This is a genomic window from Nostoc spongiaeforme FACHB-130, from assembly GCF_014698475.1.
Lineage (GTDB): Bacteria > Cyanobacteriota > Cyanobacteriia > Cyanobacteriales > Nostocaceae > Nostoc_B > Nostoc_B spongiaeforme.
Genome location: NZ_JACJTB010000010.1, coordinates 34,642 through 59,219, shown reverse-complemented (window position 1 = coordinate 59,219; position 24,578 = coordinate 34,642). Strand labels below are relative to the sequence as shown.

General features: G+C 40.8%; 23 protein-coding genes. 15 read left to right on the top strand and 8 right to left on the bottom strand.

The window, feature by feature from the left end; all coding sequences use genetic code 11:
• Nucleotides 1-38 precede the first annotated feature (38 nt).
• Nucleotides 39-167 carry a hypothetical protein gene (locus H6G74_RS31490; protein WP_277927142.1) on the bottom strand — a complete coding sequence of 43 codons (129 nt, stop codon included), beginning with the start codon at nucleotides 165-167 and terminating at the stop codon, nucleotides 39-41.
• 156 nt (nucleotides 168-323) lie between these two features.
• Here H6G74_RS31490 and H6G74_RS10535 point away from each other — a divergent pair, with 156 nt between their 5' ends.
• The 8 genes from H6G74_RS10535 (at nucleotide 324) to H6G74_RS10500 (ending at nucleotide 7,514) form a co-directional block, all read left to right on the top strand.
• Nucleotides 324-3,134, top strand: coding sequence for a CHAT domain-containing tetratricopeptide repeat protein (locus tag H6G74_RS10535; RefSeq protein WP_313888474.1), 2,811 nt, complete (start codon nucleotides 324-326; stop codon nucleotides 3,132-3,134).
• 250 nt (nucleotides 3,135-3,384) lie between these two features.
• Nucleotides 3,385-4,107, top strand: coding sequence for a 6-phosphogluconolactonase (pgl, locus tag H6G74_RS10530; protein WP_190967620.1), 723 nt, complete (start codon nucleotides 3,385-3,387; stop codon nucleotides 4,105-4,107).
• A 209-nt stretch (nucleotides 4,108-4,316) separates the two neighbouring features.
• A complete protein-coding gene (locus H6G74_RS10525) occupies nucleotides 4,317-5,153 on the top strand; it encodes an FHA domain-containing protein (protein ID WP_190967619.1) in 837 nt (278 codons plus the stop codon).
• Nucleotides 5,154-5,362: 209 nt separating this feature from the next.
• Nucleotides 5,363-6,106: a M50 family metallopeptidase gene (locus H6G74_RS10520; RefSeq protein ID WP_190967618.1), complete on the top strand. Its 744-nt coding sequence runs from the start codon at nucleotides 5,363-5,365 to the stop codon at nucleotides 6,104-6,106.
• Complete coding sequence (locus tag H6G74_RS10515; RefSeq protein ID WP_190967617.1) at nucleotides 6,106-6,288, top strand: hypothetical protein; 183 nt, start codon at nucleotides 6,106-6,108, stop codon at nucleotides 6,286-6,288. Before H6G74_RS10520 ends, H6G74_RS10515 begins: the two co-directional genes overlap by 1 nt.
• The gene (locus H6G74_RS10510; RefSeq protein ID WP_242051198.1) at nucleotides 6,288-6,545 is read left to right on the top strand and encodes a hypothetical protein; all 258 of its coding nucleotides are present in this window, start codon (nucleotides 6,288-6,290) and stop codon (nucleotides 6,543-6,545) included. Before H6G74_RS10515 ends, H6G74_RS10510 begins: the two co-directional genes overlap by 1 nt.
• A 76-nt stretch (nucleotides 6,546-6,621) precedes the next feature.
• Nucleotides 6,622-7,005 (top strand): deaminase, encoded by a 384-nt coding sequence (locus H6G74_RS10505; RefSeq protein ID WP_190590970.1) that lies wholly within the window; start codon nucleotides 6,622-6,624, stop codon nucleotides 7,003-7,005.
• Nucleotides 7,005-7,514 (top strand): Imm1 family immunity protein, encoded by a 510-nt coding sequence (locus tag H6G74_RS10500; RefSeq protein ID WP_190967616.1) that lies wholly within the window; start codon nucleotides 7,005-7,007, stop codon nucleotides 7,512-7,514. Before H6G74_RS10505 ends, H6G74_RS10500 begins: the two co-directional genes overlap by 1 nt.
• Nucleotides 7,515-7,626: 112 nt before the next feature.
• Here the strand turns inward: H6G74_RS10500 and H6G74_RS10495 are convergent, their stop codons facing one another.
• Nucleotides 7,627-9,669 carry an elongation factor G gene (locus tag H6G74_RS10495; protein WP_190967615.1) on the bottom strand — a complete coding sequence of 681 codons (2,043 nt, stop codon included), beginning with the start codon at nucleotides 9,667-9,669 and terminating at the stop codon, nucleotides 7,627-7,629.
• Between the two features lie 270 nt (nucleotides 9,670-9,939).
• Here H6G74_RS10495 and H6G74_RS10490 point away from each other — a divergent pair, with 270 nt between their 5' ends.
• From H6G74_RS10490 to H6G74_RS10480, 3 genes are all read left to right on the top strand, one after another.
• On the top strand, nucleotides 9,940-10,866 hold the full coding sequence (locus H6G74_RS10490) for a tetratricopeptide repeat protein (protein ID WP_190967614.1): 927 nt from the start codon (nucleotides 9,940-9,942) through the stop codon (nucleotides 10,864-10,866).
• Between the two features lie 86 nt (nucleotides 10,867-10,952).
• Nucleotides 10,953-11,501, top strand: a complete 549-nt coding sequence (locus H6G74_RS10485) for a phosphate-starvation-inducible PsiE family protein (protein ID WP_190967613.1) — start codon at nucleotides 10,953-10,955, stop codon at nucleotides 11,499-11,501.
• Nucleotides 11,502-11,656: 155 nt separating this feature from the next.
• Nucleotides 11,657-11,899 (top strand): hypothetical protein, encoded by a 243-nt coding sequence (locus tag H6G74_RS10480; protein ID WP_190967612.1) that lies wholly within the window; start codon nucleotides 11,657-11,659, stop codon nucleotides 11,897-11,899.
• Nucleotides 11,900-12,042: 143 nt separating this feature from the next.
• Here the strand turns inward: H6G74_RS10480 and H6G74_RS31730 are convergent, their stop codons facing one another.
• The 4 genes from H6G74_RS31730 to H6G74_RS10460 form a co-directional block, all read right to left on the bottom strand.
• Complete coding sequence (locus H6G74_RS31730) at nucleotides 12,043-13,338, bottom strand: DUF1349 domain-containing protein (protein ID WP_190967611.1); 1,296 nt, start codon at nucleotides 13,336-13,338, stop codon at nucleotides 12,043-12,045.
• A gap of 17 nt (nucleotides 13,339-13,355) precedes the next feature.
• Nucleotides 13,356-14,324 carry an N-acetylglucosamine kinase gene (locus H6G74_RS10470; protein ID WP_190967610.1) on the bottom strand — a complete coding sequence of 323 codons (969 nt, stop codon included), beginning with the start codon at nucleotides 14,322-14,324 and terminating at the stop codon, nucleotides 13,356-13,358.
• Nucleotides 14,325-14,328: 4 nt separating this feature from the next.
• Nucleotides 14,329-15,591, bottom strand: a complete 1,263-nt coding sequence (locus H6G74_RS10465; protein WP_190967609.1) for an MFS transporter — start codon at nucleotides 15,589-15,591, stop codon at nucleotides 14,329-14,331.
• A gap of 71 nt (nucleotides 15,592-15,662) precedes the next feature.
• Nucleotides 15,663-16,052 (bottom strand): GxxExxY protein, encoded by a 390-nt coding sequence (locus tag H6G74_RS10460; protein ID WP_190967608.1) that lies wholly within the window; start codon nucleotides 16,050-16,052, stop codon nucleotides 15,663-15,665.
• 109 nt (nucleotides 16,053-16,161) lie between these two features.
• Here H6G74_RS10460 and H6G74_RS10455 point away from each other — a divergent pair, with 109 nt between their 5' ends.
• The 3 genes from H6G74_RS10455 to H6G74_RS10445 all read left to right on the top strand — a co-directional run bounded on the left by H6G74_RS10455 (nucleotide 16,162) and on the right by H6G74_RS10445 (nucleotide 20,567).
• Nucleotides 16,162-19,146: a valine--tRNA ligase gene (locus H6G74_RS10455; RefSeq protein WP_190967607.1), complete on the top strand. Its 2,985-nt coding sequence runs from the start codon at nucleotides 16,162-16,164 to the stop codon at nucleotides 19,144-19,146.
• A gap of 168 nt (nucleotides 19,147-19,314) precedes the next feature.
• Entirely contained in the window at nucleotides 19,315-19,758 is a 444-nt protein-coding gene (locus H6G74_RS10450; RefSeq protein ID WP_190967606.1) for a hypothetical protein, read from the top strand.
• Nucleotides 19,759-20,156: 398 nt separating this feature from the next.
• A complete protein-coding gene (locus H6G74_RS10445; RefSeq protein WP_190967605.1) occupies nucleotides 20,157-20,567 on the top strand; it encodes a slr1601 family putative cell division protein in 411 nt (136 codons plus the stop codon).
• Nucleotides 20,568-20,953: 386 nt separating this feature from the next.
• Here the strand turns inward: H6G74_RS10445 and H6G74_RS10440 are convergent, their stop codons facing one another.
• Nucleotides 20,954-22,876, bottom strand: a complete 1,923-nt coding sequence (locus tag H6G74_RS10440) for an ArnT family glycosyltransferase (protein WP_190967604.1) — start codon at nucleotides 22,874-22,876, stop codon at nucleotides 20,954-20,956.
• Between the two features lie 187 nt (nucleotides 22,877-23,063).
• Nucleotides 23,064-23,693, bottom strand: coding sequence for a hypothetical protein (locus tag H6G74_RS10435; RefSeq protein ID WP_190967603.1), 630 nt, complete (start codon nucleotides 23,691-23,693; stop codon nucleotides 23,064-23,066).
• Between the two features lie 533 nt (nucleotides 23,694-24,226).
• Between H6G74_RS10435 and H6G74_RS10430 the strand changes: the two genes are divergently transcribed.
• Nucleotides 24,227-24,559 (top strand): DUF565 domain-containing protein, encoded by a 333-nt coding sequence (locus tag H6G74_RS10430; RefSeq protein ID WP_190967602.1) that lies wholly within the window; start codon nucleotides 24,227-24,229, stop codon nucleotides 24,557-24,559.
• Nucleotides 24,560-24,578: the final 19 nt, after the last annotated feature.

Sequence of the window (24,578 nt, the reverse complement as noted above, 5' to 3'; positions counted from 1 at the left end):
GAAGTATATGAGCCACATCTTGCATCTAGCCCTAGGGATTAGAAATCGCGGCTATACAAACGTGCGATCGCCTGATATTTTAGTGAAGACAAACAAAAAATCAAAGTTTTTAACCCGCGTAGGCGGGTTTTGCCTGTGTAGACGCGACTTCCAGTCGCCTGGTACAAGATATAAAATGAGAAGTTTCAGCCTTTTTACTCGAACGTTGAGGCTTTGAAGTTAAACGTTGAGGTTTTGAGTTTTGTTGACAACAGCTTTGCAAAAAGTTCATAGGGCGGACATGATTGATGTCATAACTGAACCAAAATGCTTGTGAGTTGATTGTGAAAAAGTTATTCAGTGCGATTAATACTGCGGGTGTGTGTCTAGCACCTTGGATAATGGTAGCGGGAATGACACCGGGGTTAGTGTTAAGTATGCCAGTTACAGGGATGTCGCAACAGCAAACTCCCACATATTCAGCAGAACAACAAGCAGCCTTAAAGGAAGCTGAAGAACTAAATCAACAAGTCATCAAGTTATATCAAGAAGGAAAATATAGTGCTGCTATACCCTTAGCTGAACGTGTATTAGCTATTAGAGAAAAAGTGCTTGGTCAAGAAAATCTCATTGTTGCCACTAATTTAAATAATTTGGCTGCACTATATCAAGCACAAGGAGAATATCAACAAGCAGAACCTCTGTATCTCCGCTCAATAGCTATTAAAGAAAAATTATTGGGTAGCTCCCATCGTGAGATTGCTACTAGCTTAGATAATTTAGCTTTACTGTATAGAAAACAGGGCAAATATGAACAAGCAGAACCGTTGCATTTGCGTGCTTTAGCTATCTATGAAAAGATATTTGGTAAAGAACATCCTGATGTTGCTATTAGTTTAAATAATTTAGCTGGACTGTATCGGATACAAGGTAGATTTAAACAAGCAGAACCATTGTATCTCCGCTCACTGGCTATTTATGAGAAGTTGCTGGGTAACTCGCATCCCGATTTTGCAACTATCTTAGATAATTTGGGATTATTTTATGATTCCCAAGGAAAGTATGAACAAGGAGAATCACTGCATCTACGTGCTTTAACTATTTATGAAAAGGTTTTTGGGAAAGAACATCCCGATATTGCAATTACTTTAAATAATTTGGCTGCATCTTATAATGCCCAAGGAAAATTTGCCAAAGCCGAACCTCTGTATTTTCGCGCTTTAGCTATTAGTGAAAAGATATTAGGTAAATCACATCCTGATGTTGCTAACAAATTAGATAATTTGGCTGCACTATATAGTTCACAAGGGAAATATGAACAAGCAGAAGTTCTGCATCTCCGCGCTTTAGCCATTTTTGAAAAGGTATTAGGAAAACAACATCCTGATGTGGCCATTAACTTGACTAATTTGGCTTCTCTGTATCAAGCCAAGGGTGATATTGTTCATGCTGTTGATTTTCAGCGTCGTGGGTTAGATATTCAAGCAAAAAATCTTGATTTAATTTTTGCTGTCGGCTCAGAAAAAAATAAACAGGATTATATTAAGACTTTTGCTGGGACAACTGATGCTACTGTTTCCCTGGCTCTGCAAGAAGCGCGGAACAATCCAGCCGCCGCATCTTTAGCTTTAACTACTGTACTACGTCGTAAAGGTCTAGTTCTAGATGCTATAGCTGACAGCATCCAAATATTACGCAGCAAATTAGATAAAAGTCCCGAAACTCAAAAATTATTCACTCAATGGTTGCAAATACAACAGCAATTATCAGCCTTAGTTTTTTCTCGGTCAGCACAACAAACTGCTAACCCTACAGAGCAGATAGGAAAACTGGAAACAGAAAAGGAAAAACTAGAAGCCAAAATTAGTGTTAAAAGTGCCGAATTCCGTCAGCAAATTCAACCAGTCGATTTATTAGCTGTCCAAGCCAAAATCCCCCAAGATGCAGCTTTGTTAGAGATTGTGCAGTATAAACCATTCAACGTCAAAGCCACAAAAGAAGCAGAAAAATTTGGTAAACCCCGTTATGCGTTAGCGGTATTGCGTTCTCAAGGTCAACCAACATGGGTTGATTTAGGTGAAGCAGCAGAAATTGATAAATTAGCGATAGATTTCCGCACAGCGTTAGCCATTGGTACAGGATTTAAAAAACTGGCTCGCACGTTAGATGAAAAATTAATCGCACCTATTCGTCCTTTCTTGGGTGATGCGCGGCATATTTTAATTTCTCCTGATGGACAATTAACATTAATTCCCTTTGAAGCTATCAAAGATGAGCAAGACCAATTTTTAATTCAGCGTTATTCATTTTCTTACCTGACAACTGGGCGAGATTTATTACGTTTCCAGTCAAATTATAGTAATGCTACGGCTCCGGTTGTGCTGGCAGATATTGACTACGACTACCAAAATTCAACTGTCACCTCTAATAAAAAGCCTAGTGTACAAACCCTGCCAAATAAACGCTCTGGTGATTTGGCAACCTTGGAATTTTTACCCTTAGCTGCGACTAAATCTGAAGCGATCGCCATTAAAAAAGTTTTACCAAATGCCAAATTATTTTTAGGAAAAAATGCCACAGAAACGGCAGTGAAAAAATTACATAGTCCGGTAATTCTCCACTTGGCGACTCACGGTTTTTTCATCGCTGACATCACCCAAAATATCAATGCCTCATTAGATTCGGCAGAAAAACCAAATCCACAAAAGATTTTAGCAGTAGAAAACCCCTTATTGCGTTCTGGTTTAGCCTTAACTGGTGCAAACAAACGTAATCAGGTAACAACCGGTGATGATGGGATTTTAACGGCGCTGGAAGTTGCTGGTTTAGATTTGCGTTCTAATCAGTTAGTGGTGCTGTCGGCTTGTGAAACCGGTAAAGGTGATGTCAAAGTTGGCGATGGTGTATATGGTTTGCGTCGAGCTTTGGTAATTGCTGGTTCTCAAACCCAAGTTTTAAGTCTGTGGTTGGTAGATGATGCTGCAACAAAAGATTTGATGGCGAAGTATTACCAAAATTTGCAAGCAGGTAAAGGAAGACATGAAGCTTTGCGTGCAGCACAGTTAGATTTACTCAAAACACCAGAATATCAGCATCCCAGATTTTGGGCGGCGTTTGTTCCTTCGGGTAATTGGACACCTTTGCGGGAAAAGTAGTCAGTTTTCAGATCCCCGACTTTTTGAAAAAGTCGGGGATCTGATTCCCCTACACCCCTTAAACCCTGACACCCCTTTTCCCAGTTAGTACAACTGACTACGGACAAAATAACCTGACAGATGATAACCATAAAATAGGTTAAACTTTGCCCACCTAACTGATGATGTTAAAAGTTTCAAAAGTTCAAAGGAGGGTTTGTAAGAAGTTCGGTATCGTATTGCTGGAAGCCGGCAATGTAATTATCAAGCCATGAATAAACAGGTAGAAATTCTATCAGATCAGTCTGCGCTGATAGCGCGATCGCTAGAGTTAATTTTATCGAAGTTAGAAACCGCCATTGCTCAAAGGGGGCAATTTACGATTGCCTTATCTGGCGGGAGTACACCCAAGCCTTTATATGAAGCGATCGCTACAAAAGATTTGCCTTGGGATAAAATTCACGTCTTTTGGGGTGATGAGCGTTACGTTCCCCCAGATCATCCCGATAGCAATGAATTAATGGCGCGGCGTGCATGGTTAGACCGTGTTGATATCCCCGCCGCCAATATTCATGCTATGCCCACTTTAGATGCTGATCCAGCCTTATCTGCTGCCAAGCATGAGCAGGATTTACAAGAATTTTTTCATACTGCTCCCGGTGAGTTTCCATCATTAGATGTAATTTTGCTGGGTATGGGTGATGATGCCCATACTGCATCTTTGTTTCCCCACACCGAAGCCTTAAAAGTGAGCGATCGCTTAGTGACTGTGGGTAATAAAGATGGCAACCCCCGCATCACCTTTACTTACCCCTTTATCAACGCGGCTCGTAGCGTGATTTTTGTAGTCGCTGGTGCTAATAAACGTCCAGCTTTAGCCCAAGTCTTTGCCCCCCAAGCCGATGACTTTAGCTACCCCTCTCGCTTAATTCGCCCCCAAGGGGAACTTTGGTGGCTACTAGATGCGGCGGCTGGGGCGGAATTGCCAAATTAAAGTCAAAAGGTAAAAGTAAAAAGGTAAAAGACTCTATTCTTTGTTACTTTTGCCTTTTTACTTTTAACTTCCTAAAGAGTAGTTGTTAAAATCGAAAGCTAGAATCGCCCCCTTGCAAAACTGCCGATTGGTAGAAGCAGAAGCATCTACGGAGTTTTTTCTGCTTACCAGTGCTATCTTACGCTGATCTTCAACAAAGGCTTAAATCAATGATCGTCTGCCCGAATTGCAATCATCCCAATCCCAACGGCGCTGTCCAGTGCGAAGCTTGCTATACGCCTTTACCAGCGACTAGTAACTGTCCCAACTGCGGAGCAACGGTACAGGCTGATGCTGCTTTCTGCGGTCAATGTGGGTTTAATCTCCATTCTGCTGCTGCACCTGCTCCTGTTTCTCCTGCGGCTGTTGCACCTACAGTTGCTCCCGAAGTTCCTATACAAGTACCGCCATTAGTGACACCAGATCCATTGTTGGATCTGTTACAACCAGACGCACTAGGAATTAATGCACCACCAGCCACAGCACAACAACCCTTAGCAGTGGAAAGCGCACCTCCATCTCCACCGCCTGTAGCGGCTGCACCTGCGCCCGAACCCGAACCAGAACCCGCACCTGCACCAGCACCTGAACCTGTACCTGTACCTGAACCTGAAGCGACAGTACCCGCACCTGTACCTGTACAAGCCCCCGCAGGTGTGTCCAGAACTCAGTTACAACAGGTAACAGCGCGGTTAGTTCACATTCAAAGTGAGCGCGAAATTGAGTTACCCCAAAGTCTGTCGGTAATTCACATCGGTAAACCCAACGATCGCATCCCCCCCGATATCGATGTTTCCGGGTTTAGTAATTCAGAAATTGTCTCTCGCATCCACGCAGATGTTCGCGTTGAGGGAGATGCTTTCTATGTTGAAGATGTCGGTAGTTCCAATGGCACTTATATTAATAACTTGCCATTATTACCAGGGAACAGACACCGCCTCCGCCCAGGCGATCGCATCAGCCTCGGTAAAGGTGACTTGGTAACATTTATCTTTCAGCTAACTTAAAAAAAGGGAGTAGGGAGTAGGGAGTAGGGAGTAGGGAGTGGGGAGTGGGGGTGGGGAGGGGTGGGAGGATGGTGAAGAAGTCTTTCCCCCCACACTCCCCTGTCTCCCCACACTCCCCACACTCTGCCTCTTGCCTCCTGCCTTCTTAGATTAGGATGGATGAAAAGACACTCCACTCATTGGGGTAATTACATTCAGGAAAGTACGCCATGAAGGAACCAAGTAAAGATTTTGCAACTTTGCTCTCTACAGAAGCCCCACCAGAGGTAGAACGTATGGGGTTGACGTGGTTAGTTGCAGCTGCGATCGCTACGGCTGTGTTGTGGCAGGTTCCCGGCGGCGACTATATTTTATACCCGTTCACCATTCTGGCAACTTGGTTTCACGAAATGGGACACGGTTTAATGGCGCTGGTGTTGGGCGGACAGTTTCACAAGTTGGAAATTTTTAGCAATGGTTCCGGTGTAGCTACTTATAGCATCGTCAGATCACTAGGCTCCCTTGGCCCCGGTTTAGTCGCTGCGGCTGGGCCAATGGGGCCGCCAATTGCTGGTGCAGCTTTGATTATGGCTTCGCGCAGTTTTAAAGCCGCATCTTTGAGTTTAAAAGTTTTAGGTAGTTTTCTATTATTATCTACATTAATTTGGGTGCGTTCTTGGTTTGGGTTGTTAGCAGTTCCCTTATTAGGTTTAATTATTCTTGGTATTTCTTTAAAAGCACCACGTTGGATGCAAGGTTTTGCTATTCAATTTTTGGGTGTCCAAGCTTGCGTGAGTACTTATCACCAACTCGATTATTTATTTAGTTATAGTGCTGGTTCTTTGGGGCTATCTGACACAGCCCAGATGCAAAGATATTTACTTTTACCTTATTGGTTTTGGGGCGGCTTGATGGCGATCGCTTCTTTGATTATCTTGATTCAAAGTCTCCGCATTGCCTATCGTTCAGCGTAATGGGTAAGAAACATCACAAAAAGGCGATTGATTCCTTAACTCAAAGGATTCATGAACATCAAGAAAAGATTAGACTGGAATCAGAAAAGGATTTACCAGACGAAGGTTTAATTAAACATTGGGAAAAAGAGATTCGTGCTTTTGAAAAAGCAATCCAACAAGCCCGCAAAAGATTGGAATAATGAATATGCAGATTAGCGATCGCACTTTAGCAATTAGAAGTTCTACACTCAGTACTTTAATTGCTGAATTAGGTACAGAATGTAGTAAAGTTCAAGCTTTAATCAATCAACTCCAGTTACCCAGTTTAACTACTAATCAGCAAGCTGAAATATTGGGAGAATTACTAGCTGCTACAGTTCATTTGCATACCCACTGCGATGCAGATTTTCAGTCTCTGATTGCTGAAGAGATGGAAACTTTGCCCGATGAGGAATGATTTTTTAGAGCGATCGCATTATGTATGAAAATTCTTAAATCAAAGGAGAGCAAAAACGGACAGTATTTTTGATGACTTGGCTGAATATAGACAGCATCTGGGTTTACCTCCTGCTGATAGTGAAAATGACGGCTCAACAATTGCTAAACTAGAAATAAATGGTCAAACTTTTTTTGGTATAAATTCTAGTAGTAATCCCTATCGTCGGCAAATAACTTTGAAGGTTAATATTATTTCTAAAACTCATGCGGAAGCTGATGCCTTTCAGCAAGCATTAGAAGCTGGTATTAAAGCAGCCAAAGCGCGTTTGATAGTAGATAGAGATTTATGTCGTGCTTGTGGTTTACAAGGCGCTGTTAATTCTATGGCTTATCAATTAGGTATAGAAGAATTAGAGATTATTACTCCCAGTGGAAGTCAAACCATTAAAGTTACAGTTCCGAAGACAAGGAGCAAATAATGTTTGTATCCAAACTATATACAGATAAATGGACAGGAAATAAAAATGAAGAAATTTTCATTGAAAATCCCAATTGGCAACAAATAAAAACAGCTATTTGTGCGTTAGATGGCAAAAGTAAAACTTTAGTTAGTTTAGAAGCTGATGATCAAAGTTATATGATGATTGGTGGGGGTAATGAAGGTCAATATATTGTTACTGCCACTTTAGATAATGAGATTTTTTATTCTCTTTTGCATCCAGTTAATTATGAAATAACCAACTCAGATACTTCTGATGAAAAAATTAATTTATCTATCTTTTATCAATCATTAATAAATGCAAACAACAAAAATACAAATTCTGCTAATGAGCAAAAATTAGTTGTAGGTGGACAAGCAGGGAATTATTCTGAGAAAGTTTGCGTTAATTTACCCCAATGCTTAATAGCTGCAATCACATTTGCCGAATCAGGTGAACTTGAACCTTTGTTTACTTGGCAAGAAGATGAATCTTTAGTATTGGTGTAAAAATGGGTAAACATCCTGCCTATTAAAAATTAACTGTTGTGAAACAAGAAATTGGAGTGATAAATATTACCACTCCAAGATTCTGAATAGAGAAGACATTTTTTACTAAATATTACTTGCCGTTACCATTACCATTACCGTTACTAGCAAGCACACGTTCGGCAAGTTTTTCTGGTACTTCTTGGAGATGGTCATATTCCCAGTGGAAAGAACCAACGCCTAAAGTGAGCGATCGCAACTCGACAATAAAGTTCTGCATCTCTGCTTGCGGCAAATAGGCAGAAACATTATCCCAGCCTTGCCAATCTTGTCTACCTTCGTAACCGAGAATTTGTCCCCGTCTGCCACTCAGCAGTTGCAGGACTTTGGCGGTAAATTCGCTGGGTGTGGTTACTAGTACTCGCAAAATTGGTTCTAGTAAGGTGGGTTGCGCTTGGGGTATCCCTGTTTGCATTGCTAAACGTGCGGCTTGTTTAAAGGCTTGTTCGGAACTATCAACTGTGTGATAAGAACCGTTGGTTAGGGTTACAGATACATCCACAACGGGGAAGCCTAAAGGCCCATGCGCCAGAAATTCTCGCACACCGACTTCTATACCCGGAATATACTGTCTGGGAACTACGCCACCGACGATGGTTTCTTTAAAGTTGAAGCCTTCACCCCGTGGTAAGGGTTTGATATCGAGGAAGACATCACCAAACTGTCCATGTCCACCACTTTGATGTTTATAACGCCCATGTACGGAGGTAACGGGTTTACGAATTGTTTCTTTATAAGGTACTTGCGGCAGATGAGTAGACATGGGCAAGTTATATTTGCGGCGCAGTCTGTCTAAGGCGACTTGCAAATGAATTTCGCCTTGTCCCCAAAGAATCACTTCGTGGGTGTCACCATGTTGTTCCCAAGCCAGAGAAGGATCTTCTTCTAATAGTTTAGAGATCGCACTGCTGAGTTTAACTTCATCGTTGCGTTTTTCGGGTGTGATTGCCAACGCATACACAGGTTCTAACTCTTCGGCTTTCGAGAGTGTGGTTTTTAGCGTTTCTGTGGAGAGCATATCACCTGTTTTCACACCTTCCATCCGGCTTAAAGCAATAATTTCCCCAGCCACAGCTTCATTCACAGATTGCTGTTGTTGTCCCATCAAGCGATAAAGTCCACCCGCACGCACACCGTTGAGGACAATCCCATCGGTTAATTTACCTTGCCAAATTCGCACAAGGGAAAGTTTACCGCCTTGGGGAGTGTAGTAAGTTTTTAATACCTGTGCCAAAGGTGCTTTGCTGTTGATTTGTTTTAAACGACGTTCGGCGGTACTGTCTGGTTCTGGTGCTTCCCGTAGCAGTGCTTCTAATAAAGGTCTTACGCCATAATCTTGTTCTGCAACCCCAAAGAAGACAGGAACTACTAAATCTGCGCCTAGTTCCATTTTTAAATCGTTGAGAATTTCTTCTTGGGGTGGTTCAATATCTTCTAATAATTCTTCCAGTAAGTGGTCATCAAAATTTGCTAAAGCTTCGAGCATTTCGGCTCGTGCTGCATGTTCTTCGGCTTTGAGATGTTCGGGGAAAGGTATTTGATCGGCTGGTGCGCCGGGATGATATTGATAAGCTTGTTCGCTCACCATATCAATAAAGCCTGTTAATTGTTCCCCTTGCATAATGGGGTATTGGTGCGCCACTAATGGACGGCTAGAAACGGCTTTTAAGGCGTGTAATGTTTCGAGAACATGAATATTTGCCCGATCCATTTTGTTGACAAAGACAATGTGGGGAATTTCCCAATCGTCTAAGAATTTAAATAGAGGAGCAAGAGTATGGACGCGATCGCGTATGGGTTCGCAAACTACAATTGCCGCATCAACTCCCATCAAAGCATTGTAAGTTTCTTGGGCAAATTCTACGCTTCCCGGACAATCTATAAAGGTAAACCGAGTTCCGTTATAGTCGGTGCTGGCGGCGCTAACTTCTACAGTCATTTGGCGATCGCGCGATTCTGCTGCACTATCTCCAACTGTGTTACCATCCTTAACGCTGCCTTTGCGAGAAATCGCACCAGTCACAAACAATAAACTTTCAAGTAAGGTAGTTTTTCCACTTAAATAAGGGCCGACAATTGCAACGTTCCGCGAACCCGTGTTGACTTTTTCGCTCATACAACCTCCCTTGCGGTAAGTTATTCTTACCTGCACTACCTGTATGTATTTTTTCGGGATATATATTCTTCTTAACAGAGAATCATCCCTTCTTTAATTTGTAATTATCCTCCTTTTAATCAGATGATAAAAAAATTGTAGCCAGTCGTAAGATTTAGCTTAAGAAATATTAAGCAAATCAAACTTTAATGGAAAAGTTAAAATATTTGTTAAAACTAACAGCGAGACAAAATTTTTTATTAGCTTAATCTAAATTAGAATTAGCGAAAAATGGGCTGGTTATTCTATAAATATCCCATAATAGGGTTAATAAATCTCACATTCTTGGGTGGTAGTGTTTTTTGGCTCACGCCCACAGCTTTACCTGCAAAGCCTGCTGTATTACTGGCACAATCATTTAATCAAGCGGCTGTAGACTGGTTAAATCAAGGCTTACAGTTAATTCAAGCGGGAAGAGTGCAAGAGGCGATCGCATCCTTCCAAAAAGCCATTCAGCTAGAACCAAGATTAGCCGCAGCCCATTACAATTTAGGGTTAGCATATAGGCAAAGCGGGCAATTAAAGCCAGCCGCCGACGCATTTTATCAAGCCACCCAAGCCGATCCCCAGTTTGCATTAGCTTTTGCCAATTTAGGCGGTGCTTTATTAGAAGGTAATAATGTCCAACAGGCAAACGATTATTTACAAAGAGCGATAGAATTAAATCCTAAACTGGGTTTTGCTCACTATAACTTGGGCTTAGTACGACAACAGCAACAAAATTGGGAACAGGCGATCGCATCCTTTAAAAAAGCCGCAGAGTATAGTAAAAATGCCCCAGAGCCTCACTATCATCTGGGTATATGTTATTTGCAACAAGGTAAACTCGATAAAGCCAAAAACTCCTTTCGCCAAGCTATTAAACTTAATCCTAAATATGCAGAAGCTCACTATAATTTAGGAACAATTTGGTTTAATCAAAATAAATTAAACGAAGCCTTAGCAGCCTTTAGAAAATCTGCCGAATCTAACTCTAATTATCCCAATGCTTATTATGGTGCAGGGTTAGTATTTATGCAGCAAAAAAAATATGCCGAAGCTGCACAAGTACTGCAATATGCCAGAGATTTATATAAAGCTCAAGGAAATGTTCAGTGGGTACAAAATTCGGAAAAACTGTTGCAACAAGTACAAAATTTAAATTACCAACCACGCTGAGGCGCGAAGATTAATATTAAGTCAAAATAAGAGAAATGGATAGACTAGCTGGTGTGGGGTGAAATTTACCTCATAGGAACATACCAATGCAAAAACGCTTCAAAAGTCGCTTTTTATTTTGCGATCGCTGGCTTGATCGACATTCACTCGCTCGGAACATGGAAGCTTTTCAAGACTTACTTGTGATTGTCTTGTGCTTAACTTTATTCGCAGTCATGATTATGCAGATATGGAGCATAATTATTGCCCTCACCCACACATTAGACTACAAACAAGTGACTGCAAAAATTCTCTTTGTCTTAATCTTAGTCGAGTTATTTCGACTGTTAATGATTTACTTGCAAGAACACAGTATTTCTGTTGGCGTAGCAGTGGAAGTTACAATTGTCTCAGTTCTACGAGAAGTAGTAGTTCACGGAGCCTTAGAAATTTCTTGGATTCAAACAGCCGCCATTTGTGGCTTGTTATTTATTTTAGGCAGTTTACTACTAGTCTGTGCCAAGACACCACACATGGACTGCATTAGTGCTAACACCAAATTTTGTCCCATTGTCTATCAAGGGGGTAGAGAAAAACAACCCGAACAAGAATTGCGCTATTCACATAAGTGTGATAAACATCAACCACTGACATAAATTATCCAACAGGTGATAACTCTGTGGTTATAAAAATCCAACTTTTCTTCAAGGCTGCATCAGCAGCCTTTGTGCTTTTTTCTACGCTTTTAGAGAGATGAACTCCGCTTTTAAGGTAAGTAGAAATTAAATAGAAACTTACATAAGGTCAATATATGACTACTACAGGTAACAGACAATCTCAACAACCCATTAGCAACCTAGAATATGATTTTGTCACCGTACTGCATAATAAAGCTGAAGCCGTCAAAGCTTATGATCAATACATCCAAGATGCACAACAAGCAAACTCTCAGCCTTGTGTAGAACTATTCCAAAAACTGCGCCAGTCTGATATAGAACACGCACAAGAAATTCGCCAACATCTGCAACAAGTTTTGCAACACGGCAAAATGTAATTGTTGTTCCTAACCTAGCAACGACCAATGACACAGGAAGCCAACACTTACGGCAAAGTAGTAAGTGTTGGTGATTCAAGAGACTTGTAAGTTGTCATTAAACAGAGTGATATTCATTTGTTGATATTTACTTAGTAATGCTGCTATGGTTGAGTAATTTTGAAATTTTCAAAAACAACTGAAAAACCTTCTCCCTGGGGGGAAGCACACATTATTCCCACTTGTATTGTTTCAGTATGGGTAAGATATGCTAGTCGCAGCATTTGATAATTCTCAGCATCTAGAGAATATTGCACTTCTAATGTTTCTGAGCGACGCTCTACCCGCAACCATAAAGCAACTAATTGTTTTGACAAAGGAACTACCGACCAATCTGAATAATCTCTGGTAACTACAGCACTGACATTCTGTACGCCTTCAACATACTCAATTCCGCATTTGAGCCAAGTATTTTCGTTTTCTCGAATCATCAATCCGGCTTGGTCATACAAAGCCTGATAATCTCCAATAATTTTGACCTCAACTGTGAAATTTCCCTTGACTTCCTGATAGTAAAAATTTCCATTATCACGGATGAAATTATAGTGAGTCTTTTGCCAGAAATCTGTTTTTGCTCCTGCATTTACAGAAATAGATTCTACTTGTTGATTCCAGGTGGATGGTTCATTGTACCATTTCATTTGAGTCATAAATTTTAAAATACCACTAAAAAGTTCAGTTTTTGCTATAGCATTCCGCCAAGCTATTTTAGCAGCTACACGGTAATCAATCTCTTTAGAATCGACTGGATGATAGCTACCATTATTAATGATAATTTTCAGAGCAGAGAGGGCAAGATTAGTTTGATGGAAATAATCAAATATGCCATCAATTATGCCCTCAAAAATTGCTGGTATCCACTCAAAAGGAATAATTTCTTCATCCTCAATTTGCCAGACAATCTCAATGTGTGAGTTAGCGATTGTAGGCTCGATTTTTAACCATACATGACCATAGCTGTCAATACTAGAGGACTGTCGGATAAATTTACCTTCTCCTATTAATGGTTCAGTAATAGTATAAAGCTGATATTCTCCTTTATCCCATAAATTTAATTCAATTTTCCCATCAAAATTATCCCAAATATTAGCAACCCAATGCCAATTTTCAATATAACGGCAAAGGTTATCCCAATCAGAATTACGGACACCTTTATAAAATTTAAATAAATTATATAAATTGCTAATGTCTTCTGAATCTGGTTGTGCTGTTTCTATTATTTCAAGTAATTTTCTAGCTGCTGCTATTGTCTCATTGGTAAATAATTCCCCAAATTCTTCATATCTTCCTCGTTCTGGATTTTGATGTAATAACTCAATCGTGCGATGCAACCATCTAATATCTTTATTTCTGGCTTCGTAAGTATAATATTGAGCTTTACTTAGTTTTTTGCCATTCATATAGCTGAATTAAATTTTTAATTGGATATAGATAAACTCTGTAAAGCTAATAACCCAGCACCATAAGCAGGTTCATAGCGGGGTAAAATTACATTTACCAGGGGAAACTGATTAACTATAGCTGTGGTAAATCTTTCATGTATTTGAGATTTACCTTGCCATACACTACCTGTAGTCACAATTTCAAAAGCTGAGTCAGGACTAAAAATTGCATTAATAACTGTAGATGTAGCTTTTACCAATTCTTTAACAGCATCATCAATTATATTATTCGCTAATTCATCGCCTGAAGCGGCTGCTAAATCTACAATTGGTGCTAAAGATGCAATTTCTTTAACTCCCCATCCGTGCCGATATATGACTTCGATTAATTCTGCTATATTCTGCAAACCAAGATGCTGTTGAAAATCTGGGATTAAACTTGTTGATATTTCCCGCCCATCATAAGATTTTAATGCTGCTTGCATACCAGCAACAGCAATTTTATAGGCGCTACCTTCATCACCTAAAATATATCCCCAACCGCCCACACGTTTAGTTTTTCCTTGGTGATTTCGACCAAAAACTATGGAACCAGTACCCGCAGCTACCACTATTCCCACATCATGACCAACTCCGCCAACTAAAGCAATCAAAGCATCATGACAAATTACAATATTATCTGGCTGTAAATTCCAAGTAACAGGTAGGAATTGACTGTTTTGTAATTCCTGCACCATACTTTTCACTACTGCAATATCACCAGCACGTCCAACACCAGCTAACCCTAAACAGATGGCTGAGATTTGGATTGTATTTGTTAACTTCAACGCTTCATTTGCTGCTATTTGAATAGCAGAATGAATTGATTGGATTGCTGCTGCAATGCCTATACTTTGGTAATTAGATGCGCCTGATTCACCGTGACCTAGTACTTGACGTTTATCATCCATCAAAATACATAAGGTTTTGCTACCCCCACCATCTATTCCGATAACATAAGTCATGGTGTTAATGTGCGATCGCTCTTTTTTGTGCTTCTGCTTTTAAGGGGATGAAAAATAAAACAATCATTCCTGGAATTGTCAGCAAGCACACCAAACTAAAGAATAATGGATATCCTAATAACGGTTGTAAATAACCGCTAACTATTCCGGGTAACATCATGCCTAAAGCCATAATCCCAGTAGATATAGCAAAATGGGATGTTTTATATTCCCCTTGAGAAACATACATTAAGTAAACACTAAAAGCTGTAAACCCAAAACCATAACCAAACTGTTCTAATGAAACCAGTGGATAAACTAGGTTGATAGAAGGTTTAGTATAAGCCATATAGACATAAAATATATCTGGCAAATTCAAGGCTAAAGCCATCGGGAATAAACATTTTTTTAACCCATATTTAGCAATAACCAATCCCCCCAAAATCCCGCCAGCAATGAGTGAAATTACGCCGAATGTGCCGTATACTAAACCCACCTCAGATGTCGATAAACCTAATCCTCCCGCCTCTGGTTTATCTAACAAAAATAAAGAAGCAAACTTAACAAGCATCGCCTCGCCAAATCTGTAAAGCAAGATAAATGCTAGAACGACTATAATTTTTTCTTGGGCAAAATAGGAACTAATAATTGTCCAGAATGGGATTTTATCTGTGGCTTGTAACTGCCGTGGTTGATCAGAATCGGGTAAGGGTAAACTGAAACGGTGAAACAGAGAAAGTATAGCTAAAACTACCGCCGAAAAACCAATGGCTACAGTCCAACTTAAGGGAATATTCTTGAGATAGCCTTCCAGTTGTCCAGCTAAAACAACTAATAGTCCTGAACCAAAAATCACCGCCAGCCGATAAAATAATGAGCGAATACCCACAAAAAAGGCTTGCTGTTCTGGGCTTAAAGCTAATAGATAAAAGCCATCTGTAGCAATATCATAAGTTGCAGAAATAAATGCTCCCACTGTTAAGGCGGCGAGGGAGATAAAAAAGAAATTTGGCAATTGCAAACAAAAGGCAATTAAACCCAAGCAGCAGAACATTGCGAGTTGGGTGTAGAGTATCCAGTTGCGTTTGCTGGAGTAAGTATCAACAATTGGCCCCCAGAACATTTTAATGACCCAAGGGAGATAGAGAAGGCTTGTCCAAACGGCAATTTGGGTGTTGTCTACGCCGAGTTTTTTGTAAAAGATGACGGAGACGGTGTTGATGATGATGTAAGGTACACCGGAGGCAAAATATAGGGTGGGGATGTAGAGCCAGGGGGAGCGTGACATAGGATGAGAATAATTTTTTAAACGAACCGCAAAGGGCGCAAAGGACACAAAGGAAGAGAGGAAAAGAGAAGTTAAGAAGAGAGGATTATGCGTTTGATGCCATCTCTAAGGAGAGGGACGTTGAAGTTGATCAGTAAAGCTAAAGGGTAGTTAGTCATTTTAAGGTAGGAGAGGACTTGAGCTTCGTGGAGGGGCGTTAAGTTTTGTACAGCTTTTAATTCGATAATTAAAGAGTCTCCAACTAAAAAATCTAATTTTCCTTCACCCACTGGACGACCTTTATAGTGTATTTTCACTGGATGTTCAAACTTGTGAGGAATCCTACGCATCATAAATTCTTCTCTCAAAGCCTTGTGATACACTTCCTCCAAAAACCCAGCACCTAAAATCCTATGTACTTCAATGGCTGCCCCAATTACCTCATAAGCTAAGTTCTCTAACTGCTCATTTAAATGTCTCATCTTCTCTTTTCCTCTCTTCCTTTGCGCCCTTCGCGTCCTTTGTGGTTCGTTCCCATCTCAACCCTGTGGCAAAATTTATTAAAGTTCTTCCACAGTTAATTTTCCCAGCATGACCGCAACTATCTCGAATCTTCCCAGTCTCTACGATCCCTTTACCACTGAAGCTAAGTGGCAAAAATTCTGGGAAGAAAACCAAGTTTACAAAGCTGACCCGAATCATGGCGGTGAACCTTATTGTGTTGTGATTCCGCCGCCAAATGTCACTGGCAGTCTGCACATGGGTCACGCTTTTGAAAGTGCGCTAATTGATGTTCTGGTACGCTATCACCGAATGCAAGGACGCAATACTTTGTGGTTACCGGGTACTGACCACGCTAGTATTGCCGTCCACACAATATTAGAAAGACAACTCAAAAAAGAAGGTAAAACTCGCGCTGAGTTGGGGCGTGAGGAATTTCTGAACCGCGCTTGGCAGTGGAAGGCGGAGTCTGGGGGAACAATTGTGAATCAGTTGCGCCGCTTGGGTGTGTCGGTGGACTGGTCGCGGGAACGGTTCACGATGGATGAAGGCTTATCGAAAGCTGTGGTGGAAGCTTTTGTAAGTCTTTACAATGAAAAATTAATTTATCGTGGCGAATATTTGGTGAATTGGTGTCCGGCTACTCAGTCGGCGGTGTCGGATGTGGAGGTGGAATCAAAGGAGGTTGATGGTAATCTCTGGCATTTCCGCTATCCGCTAACAGATGGTTCTGGTTATGTGGAGGTGGCGACGACTCGACCAGAAACAATGTTGGGCGATACTGGGGTGGCGGTAAATCCCAATGATGACAGATATAAGCATCTGATTGGTAAAACTTTAACTCTGCCAATTATGCAGCGAGAAATTCCGATTATTGGCGATGAGTTGGTTGATCCCACTTTTGGTACTGGTTGTGTGAAGGTGACACCAGCCCATGATCCCAATGATTTTGAAATGGGTAAGCGTCACAATCTGCCGTTTATTAATATTTTGAATAAGGACGGTACTCTCAACGCTAATGCTGGGGAGTTTCAAGGACAAGACCGTTTTGTGGCGAGAAAAAATGTCGTGTCTCGTTTAGAAGCGGATGGGGTTTTGGTGAAGGTAGAAGATTATAAGCATACCGTTCCTTATAGCGATCGCGGTAAAGTTCCCATTGAACCTCTCCTGTCCACTCAATGGTTTGTCAAAATTCGCCCACTAGCAGACAACGCCCTACAATTCCTCGACCAAAAAGATTCTCCTGAGTTTGTTCCCCAACGCTGGACAAAGGTTTACCGTGATTGGTTGGTAAGTCTCAGAGATTGGTGTATTTCCCGTCAATTGTGGTGGGGACACCAAATTCCCGCTTGGTATGCGGTGAGTGAAACAGGCGGACAAATTACTGATACTACGCCGTTTGTGGTGGCGAAATCGGCTGATGAAGCTTGGGAGAAGGCAAAAGCCCAATTTGGTGAAAATGTCCAGCTACAACAAGACCCAGATGTATTAGATACTTGGTTTTCTTCGGGACTTTGGCCGTTTTCGACTTTGGGCTGGCCGGAACAAACCCCCGATTTAGCGAAGTATTACCCGACGACTACCTTAGTTACAGGTTTTGACATTATCTTTTTCTGGGTAGCCAGAATGACAATGATGGCGGGTCATTTCACCGGGAAAATGCCATTCCAGACAGTTTACATCCACGGTTTGGTCAGGGATGAAAACAATAAGAAAATGTCGAAAACGGCGAATAATGGCATTGACCCGTTGATTTTGATTGATAAATACGGCACTGATGCGCTGCGCTATACCTTAGTTAAGGAAGTGGCGGGTGCAGGTCAAGATATTCGCTTAGAATACAACCGCAAAACTGATGAGTCAGCATCGGTGGAGGCTGCGCGTAACTTTGCGAATAAGTTGTGGAATGCGGCGCGGTTTGTGATGATGAATTTGGATGGACAAACACCGCAACAATTGGGACAACCTGTGGCGACTGAATTAAGCGATCGCTGGATTCTTTCTCGCTATCATCAAGTTATTAATCAAACTACCAGTTACATCAACAACTATGGTTTAGGGGAAGCCGCCAAGGGAATTTACGAATTTATTTGGGGCGATTTTTGCGACTGGTATATTGAATTGGTGAAATCCAGGCTACAACCAGGTGCAGATCCCACATCTCGCCACGCCGCCCAACAAATCCTCGCCTACGTACTGGAAGGGATTTTAAAACTACTGCATCCCTTTATGCCCCACATCACCGAGGAAATTTGGCAAACCCTCACCCAACAACCCGCAGAATCACAGCAAACGTTGGCTTTACAAGCTTATCCCCAAGCAAATGCCGACTTGATTGATACTGCTTTAGAAGCACAGTTTGACCTGCTAATTGGCACTATCCGCACAATTCGTAATTTACGGGCGGAGGCAGATGTTAAACCAGGGGCAAAGGTCAAGGTGAATTTGCAAACAGGTAATTTGCAAGAACAGCAAATTCTCATAGCTGGGCAAGCTTATATTCAAGATTTAGCCAAAGTAGAAACCTTAACCATTGTCGGCGAACAAAAAAGCCAAACTTTAGCGCCCGCAAAATCTCGTTGGAGTTGGAAAACAATTGGCTTAATATTTGTGGGGCTGATTTTTCTGCGCGTTGGTTTGGCTGTAGCCAACACAGTTAATCAAATTCCCCTAGTTGGTACTTTCTTTCAACTTGTGGGTTTAGGTTATAGTATGTGGTTTATTGTCCGCAGTATATTATTTGCCGAACCTAAACCAGTGAATACTGTATCAGAACAGCCCACAGCAGTTGCAGAACCAGTACAAGCCTCAGAACAAACCATTGCTGGGGTAGTTGGTACAGTTCAAGTGGTCATTCCCCTGACTGGTGTTGTTGATATTGAAACCGTACGTGCCAAATTAGAGAAAAACCTCAGCAAAATCGAAGCTGAAGCCCAGTCTCTCAGAGGTAGGTTAAGCAATCCTAAGTTTGTGGATAAAGCTCCAGCCGACGTGGTAAAAGGGGCGAAAGATGCCTTAGCTGAAGCTGAGAAACAAGCCGAAATTTTGCGCGATCGCCTCCAGGCATTACAGTAAACATAGCCTGAATGATCTAACATCACGACAATGGGTAATGGCAGAGTCATCACCCATTGCCCAAGGATAATTTTCAAGACAAAATCAGTATTTTAATTTTGTTGTTTAATATAAATTTTTGTACTTATTTTTAAATTTTTAATTGTAAGCTGGAGCAAAAAGACGATCATGCTATACCTAGCTCAGGTACATAAAAACGAATTTTTAGACCAGTACCAATTGCGTTTGTTAGCACGTCAAGATACTAATAAACTCTGGGCAATTATTCCCGAAGAAGCTTTTATTTTGCTGGGGAAAGGTAAAACGATGAGCGAAGGCTTACTGGTTTTAGTAGAAATTTCTGCCACCGGTGAAATCGAAAAATTAGAAGAAGCTAGTAATTGGGTAATGAATTTAGTCCAATCTTACCTCACCACTGGCATTACCCCAGAACTTTTACAACAAGAAGCAGAACGCGCCGAACAGTGGCGACAATCTCTGACTTTGCAAAATCAAGATTTGGCACGTCGTTCTCTAGAATTGGAAGCCCGCCGCGAACAAATTCAAGCTTTAGAAGAAAGTCTCAAGCGCGAGAGGAACGGATATCATAACGATGAGACTGCTGGTAGCTGAAGAATGCTTTCTAGAAACAATGGAATAATTTAATTTTTGGTAGTCTTCACAATCGCAACCAATTCCCGCCGGTGTGAAGTAAACTGTTATTTTGAATTCTGGCTCCTGAATTCTGCTGGATTAGCTGTATGGGGTAATAACCATTAACATCTTGTCTGATAATTGACATAAAATCACAAACGATTAATAATCCTGGGATACAAGGTGCAGTTTTTCAGAATGATAGCTGAGTACAGCAAACTGTTTCCCATCAATTACTTACGTATGTAAGCTTGTTTTTTAACAATAAGCATACGTGTAGCAATCTCAGAAAAATGAAGTAATATGACAGCTAACTTATGCTGTAACTAGCCGCAGTAGACTGTTGATCAACTTCCAGTAAAGTTATTTTTAGTATTATGAACGCCTTCCAACCATCAAGACAGCCGTTACAACCTATACAGCAGCCTCGAACTACTCCTCGACCAAAGCGGCATCTTCGTCAACGTTCTCATCAAATAATGGCGATTGAAACCACAGTCAAGATAGGAGTGAATTTGGCAATTTTGGGAGCCACTGCATCTGCTCTCACACAACTTCTGCCTTATCATTGGTCACAGCAAGAAAGGTTGCGTGAAGTTCGCACTGAAGTCAAAATTATGGAAGGACGTGTGAGTAATTTACAGGCAGAATTTGTCCGCAACTTTGATCCCCGCCAAACAAAAACAATTGCCGAACAACAAGGATATAGATTTGCACCTAATCAGCGCCCAATTGTATTGGTAAATCAGGACGGCAAAGAAATTGATGTCATCAATTCTTTACCCTAAGCAAAGTTTTGCTGGATGTGAAGAATTGGGATGATTGCCATTCTTGGTAACTATTCAGAATCCAGAAGTCAAAAAGGCGAGAGATTATTAATAACCAGCACTATTAGACTGTAGCAATCCTATTTGATGTGTGAATACAAGAGACAAGGTATACAAGTTTATCATTCATTTAGGACTGCTATATGAAAATTTCTATCTAGATTCTGAATACTGAACTTTTGTAATTATTCCTATAAATATTTGCCCATATAGATATATACAGATAAAAAATATTAGGAAAATTTAAATACGTAAGAGATATTAGCAACAGCGTAATACATCAGATATTACACCCTTCTCCTCGTAGGAAAAGGGCTGGGGATGAGGTCAAAAAGAACTCATCGTATTCAGGTTTCTTGAATAAGTCGGGGAGCTTTCTGTTCAGGTAAGCTGGAAATATCTTGCTTTTGTGGCTGCATTTTTTTGAAAGAAATTCTAATCAATTGATAAGCACCTTTAGAAGCCAAATTTTCATAATCATCAGGTTGTAAATCAATCCTGACGAGGTTTCTGTGTTCTGCCAAAACCAACAATGAATGTGATTTAGGAGGCTTATTAATTTGATTTTTAATATAAACCACAGCCTCGCTAGTCAATTTTATAAAGTTAATTTGTTGATGACTGTAAAAAACAACACTGGGTTTTTTAAAGCCAACCATGACAATTTCTTCGTTTGGTTGTTTTACCTGAGACAAAACAGCAGAAATTTCTCTTAAAGGCATTTGTCGTTCTTGATCCATCAAAAACATTGCAGGCATCAAAACCACAATTAGAAATGCCACAAACCCCAACAAATTTACACCAATAATTCCTCGCCAACGTCGAGTAATTATTAAAAATGCCACACTGATGGCAGTTAATAACCAAATATAACCCCCTAGTTCTGTAACCCCAGAATTTTCCAAAGTTTGGCGAAAGTTAGGTGCTGCTTGATCATTACCTAGTAACTGGGTGATTTGAAACATCGCTACAGATAAGGCTGAAAACAACACAACATTTGCCCAGCCACTGAACCAGAAGAATTTCTGCGGAGTGGGAGAACTAGATGCAGATGTTGTGGGAAAGCAATCACTCCAAAATAAAGCGACTAAAATCGCAGCTGCTGGCATCAGGGGTAAAACATAACTAGGTAGTTTGGTAACAGCAATTGTGAAAAAAACAAACACGCCCAAAAACCAAATGCCAGCAAATAAACTTAATTGCTGAGAGCGTTCTTGACTTTGCCATTGCGATCGCTGCCAAATTTTGAGTCGGGCAAAAGCTGCGGGTAAATACACAGAATATGGTGCGAAACCTAACAATACTACCAAAAAATAAAAATACCAAGGGGCTGAATGACCATTCACTACCTCTGTAAAACGGTCGATGTTGTGATAGCCAAAAAACGAATTAATATAATTCCAACCATTGCGCCAAATTACCAAGGCATACCAAGGAACAGCTAAAGCAAAAATAATCAGCAGCCCCAGCAGTGGCCGCATTTCTCGCATAACTTCGCGGAACTTGCCCAAGTACAGCAAAAAAGCCACAATTACGATCCCCGGTAAGACTATACCTACAGGGCCTTTAGTTAAGATTGCTCCAGCAATGAGAACATAACAAGCTAAATACCATTTATTAGGGAGTGGAGAGTGGGGAGTAGGAAGTGGTGTAACTTCTCCTCCACTCCCTACTCCCGATTCCCTGCTCCCTTCTTTACTTGCATAGCCCAGAAAGAAACATAACAAAGCCGAGGCTATACAGCCAGTTAGTAGCATATCTGAGACACCTGTTCTACCCCAGACAATCATCTCAGGATTGAGTGCCATGACAGCTGCTGCGATCGCAGCTGTGATGTAACGACGGGTAGGACGCTGAATCTGCTCAGATGCGTCTTGCTTTGCCAGATGCCACTGTACAGTATAAAAAGCCAAACTAATAACCGCAATTGCTGCGATCGCTGAGGGAATACGTACCGCCCATTCATTGACACCTATGATTGAGTAGGCAAGTGCCTGACACCAGTAAATTAAAGCAGGTTTATCAAACCTAGTCACACCATTAAAAAACGGTGTAATCCAATCACCAGTGACAAACATTTGTCGGGATGCTTCCGCAAACAGTGGTTCTGTTTCATCCACTAAGCCAACATTGCCTAAATTCCACCCATAGCCTATCCAACCAATCAGCATCAACCACAAAACCGATAAAGTCACTACTAGAGATGGACGTTGTGCTATCTTGTTGAACCATCGGTCAACAATGTGGAAAGTACTCAATTTCATCCTCATTTGTGGTTATTTGTCAATAGTGATGAGTCAACAGTCAATAGTTATTAGTCGTTAAAACGAGGGATTTTGTTCTTAACAGCGAACAGTAAGTCTAGTCAGATCGCCGACTTCTTGAAGAAGTCGGCGATCTAGCAACACCAAACAGTCATCAACTAAACACTATCATCTATAGACTATCGACTTTTGACTATGGACTGAGTACCAACAGCCATTCTTTCGTTTCAGCATTCAAAGTGGGTAAGGAACTTTCCCCCACAACATAAGGCCCCCAGTAGCGTCGAGAACCGTCCTGAGCAAACGCAACTAAAATATCTCCTTTTTCTAGCTTCAGATTGCCATTGGGTAAAGAAAGCAGCAAACCTTTACTACTACCTTCTTGTGGTGCAAAATCCCAATGGGCAGAAATATCGTTAGTCTTGCTACTAGTTGAGCTTTTACCTTTTAATTTTCTAGCCAACAAGGCCAGACGCACAGGCTGATCAGTTTGATTACTCATCCGCAAAGTCCCTTGGATTTTGGTACTACCAGCCCCATTTGGACGATTGACCAAAATATCCTGGACTTGGCTCGTGCTTGGTTCTACTTGGTTAATTGGAATTGTTGTAGTATTAGAAACATTTGTCGGAGTAGTTGCAGCATCTAAAATCGGCAATTCTGAATCTCTTTTTGACTGCGAAGTATTAGTGGATGCTGTATCAGAGGTATCAGGATTTGCAGTCTCAAATGACACACTTAAATCTAAACATCCCATCAGCAACCCAAGCAGCCCCAAGCAAAAAGCCGTAATAGCAGCCTTACGATACACCTGAGATTTCATTTTGATATTTGTTAGAAATAATTATTTGTTTAGTCTTGGCCAAATCTTAGCCTATTCTCTACCTTGAGGAAGAAAGAAATTTGCTGACTTGTCTACAATAGATTCTCGTGAAATGACGTGATGTAATGTATCCTACTTATCATTTCTCTGAAATCACCATTGGCATGAATGATTACTTTAATTTTACCGAAAGACACTGGCTATATGTGATTGTTCCGTGAGCTTTTCCCGTGGGTTCTCAATTTTAAGCAAATGATATTACATAAATCTAAATATGAAACAGTATAATTACAGATAAAAGTTTTTTGCTAGGGCGTAGTCTGAACAACAATATGCCTGTTGTCAAACCCTGAGAAATTTGGGAGGAAAAATATTTACATTTTTTAACAATTCCTGATTCAGGATGGCAGAATCGTTCTGTTCAGCCTTTCTTCCCATTCCCAACGCCCCATTCTCTACTCCCTGACTATTAGGAAATCAAACCGGATTCCGATAATATTCAATTGATCTGAATAATTGAGAATATTTGATAAATGCAAAATACCCGAATTAATAATTTATTAGATGCTATTGCTAGTAGTCTCAGCCAAATATTTCGCAATCCTTGGCGAAGATTATCGCTATTAATTATTAGTTTTTTGTTTGGATTTTTTTTGGGAACAGCTATTTCGACAACCACTGGACAAAAAGCAGAATTAGATATTTTTGTAGCGGCATTTTTAGTGATGTTAACCGAGGTTACTAGCAGAATATTTTACAGTCGGGGCTTTTTTGCTAGAAGGGCGCTTTGGGAAGAATCTTTGAATATTCTCAAAGTAGGGTTTACTTACAGTTTGTTTGTGGAAGCCTTCAAGTTAGGCTCCTAGAAAAATTTGTCATTGCTGC

Coding starts and splice junctions, on each gene's coding strand:
- pgl (WP_190967620.1), top strand. CDS start 3,385: ATGAATAAACAGGTAGAAATTCTATCAGATCAGTCTGCGCTGATAGCG.
- H6G74_RS10525 (WP_190967619.1), top strand. CDS start 4,317: ATGATCGTCTGCCCGAATTGCAATCATCCCAATCCCAACGGCGCTGTC.
- H6G74_RS10520 (WP_190967618.1), top strand. CDS start 5,363: ATGAAGGAACCAAGTAAAGATTTTGCAACTTTGCTCTCTACAGAAGCC.
- H6G74_RS10515 (WP_190967617.1), top strand. CDS start 6,106: ATGGGTAAGAAACATCACAAAAAGGCGATTGATTCCTTAACTCAAAGG.
- H6G74_RS10510 (WP_242051198.1), top strand. CDS start 6,288: ATGAATATGCAGATTAGCGATCGCACTTTAGCAATTAGAAGTTCTACA.
- H6G74_RS10500 (WP_190967616.1), top strand. CDS start 7,005: ATGTTTGTATCCAAACTATATACAGATAAATGGACAGGAAATAAAAAT.
- H6G74_RS10495 (WP_190967615.1), bottom strand. CDS start 9,669: ATGAGCGAAAAAGTCAACACGGGTTCGCGGAACGTTGCAATTGTCGGC.
- H6G74_RS10490 (WP_190967614.1), top strand. CDS start 9,940: ATGGGCTGGTTATTCTATAAATATCCCATAATAGGGTTAATAAATCTC.
- H6G74_RS10485 (WP_190967613.1), top strand. CDS start 10,953: ATGCAAAAACGCTTCAAAAGTCGCTTTTTATTTTGCGATCGCTGGCTT.
- H6G74_RS10480 (WP_190967612.1), top strand. CDS start 11,657: ATGACTACTACAGGTAACAGACAATCTCAACAACCCATTAGCAACCTA.
- H6G74_RS31730 (WP_190967611.1), bottom strand. CDS start 13,338: ATGAATGGCAAAAAACTAAGTAAAGCTCAATATTATACTTACGAAGCC.
- H6G74_RS10470 (WP_190967610.1), bottom strand. CDS start 14,324: ATGACTTATGTTATCGGAATAGATGGTGGGGGTAGCAAAACCTTATGT.
- H6G74_RS10465 (WP_190967609.1), bottom strand. CDS start 15,591: ATGTCACGCTCCCCCTGGCTCTACATCCCCACCCTATATTTTGCCTCC.
- H6G74_RS10460 (WP_190967608.1), bottom strand. CDS start 16,052: ATGAGACATTTAAATGAGCAGTTAGAGAACTTAGCTTATGAGGTAATT.
- H6G74_RS10455 (WP_190967607.1), top strand. CDS start 16,162: ATGACCGCAACTATCTCGAATCTTCCCAGTCTCTACGATCCCTTTACC.
- H6G74_RS10450 (WP_190967606.1), top strand. CDS start 19,315: ATGCTATACCTAGCTCAGGTACATAAAAACGAATTTTTAGACCAGTAC.
- H6G74_RS10445 (WP_190967605.1), top strand. CDS start 20,157: ATGAACGCCTTCCAACCATCAAGACAGCCGTTACAACCTATACAGCAG.
- H6G74_RS10440 (WP_190967604.1), bottom strand. CDS start 22,876: ATGAGGATGAAATTGAGTACTTTCCACATTGTTGACCGATGGTTCAAC.
- H6G74_RS10435 (WP_190967603.1), bottom strand. CDS start 23,693: ATGAAATCTCAGGTGTATCGTAAGGCTGCTATTACGGCTTTTTGCTTG.
- H6G74_RS10430 (WP_190967602.1), top strand. CDS start 24,227: ATGCAAAATACCCGAATTAATAATTTATTAGATGCTATTGCTAGTAGT.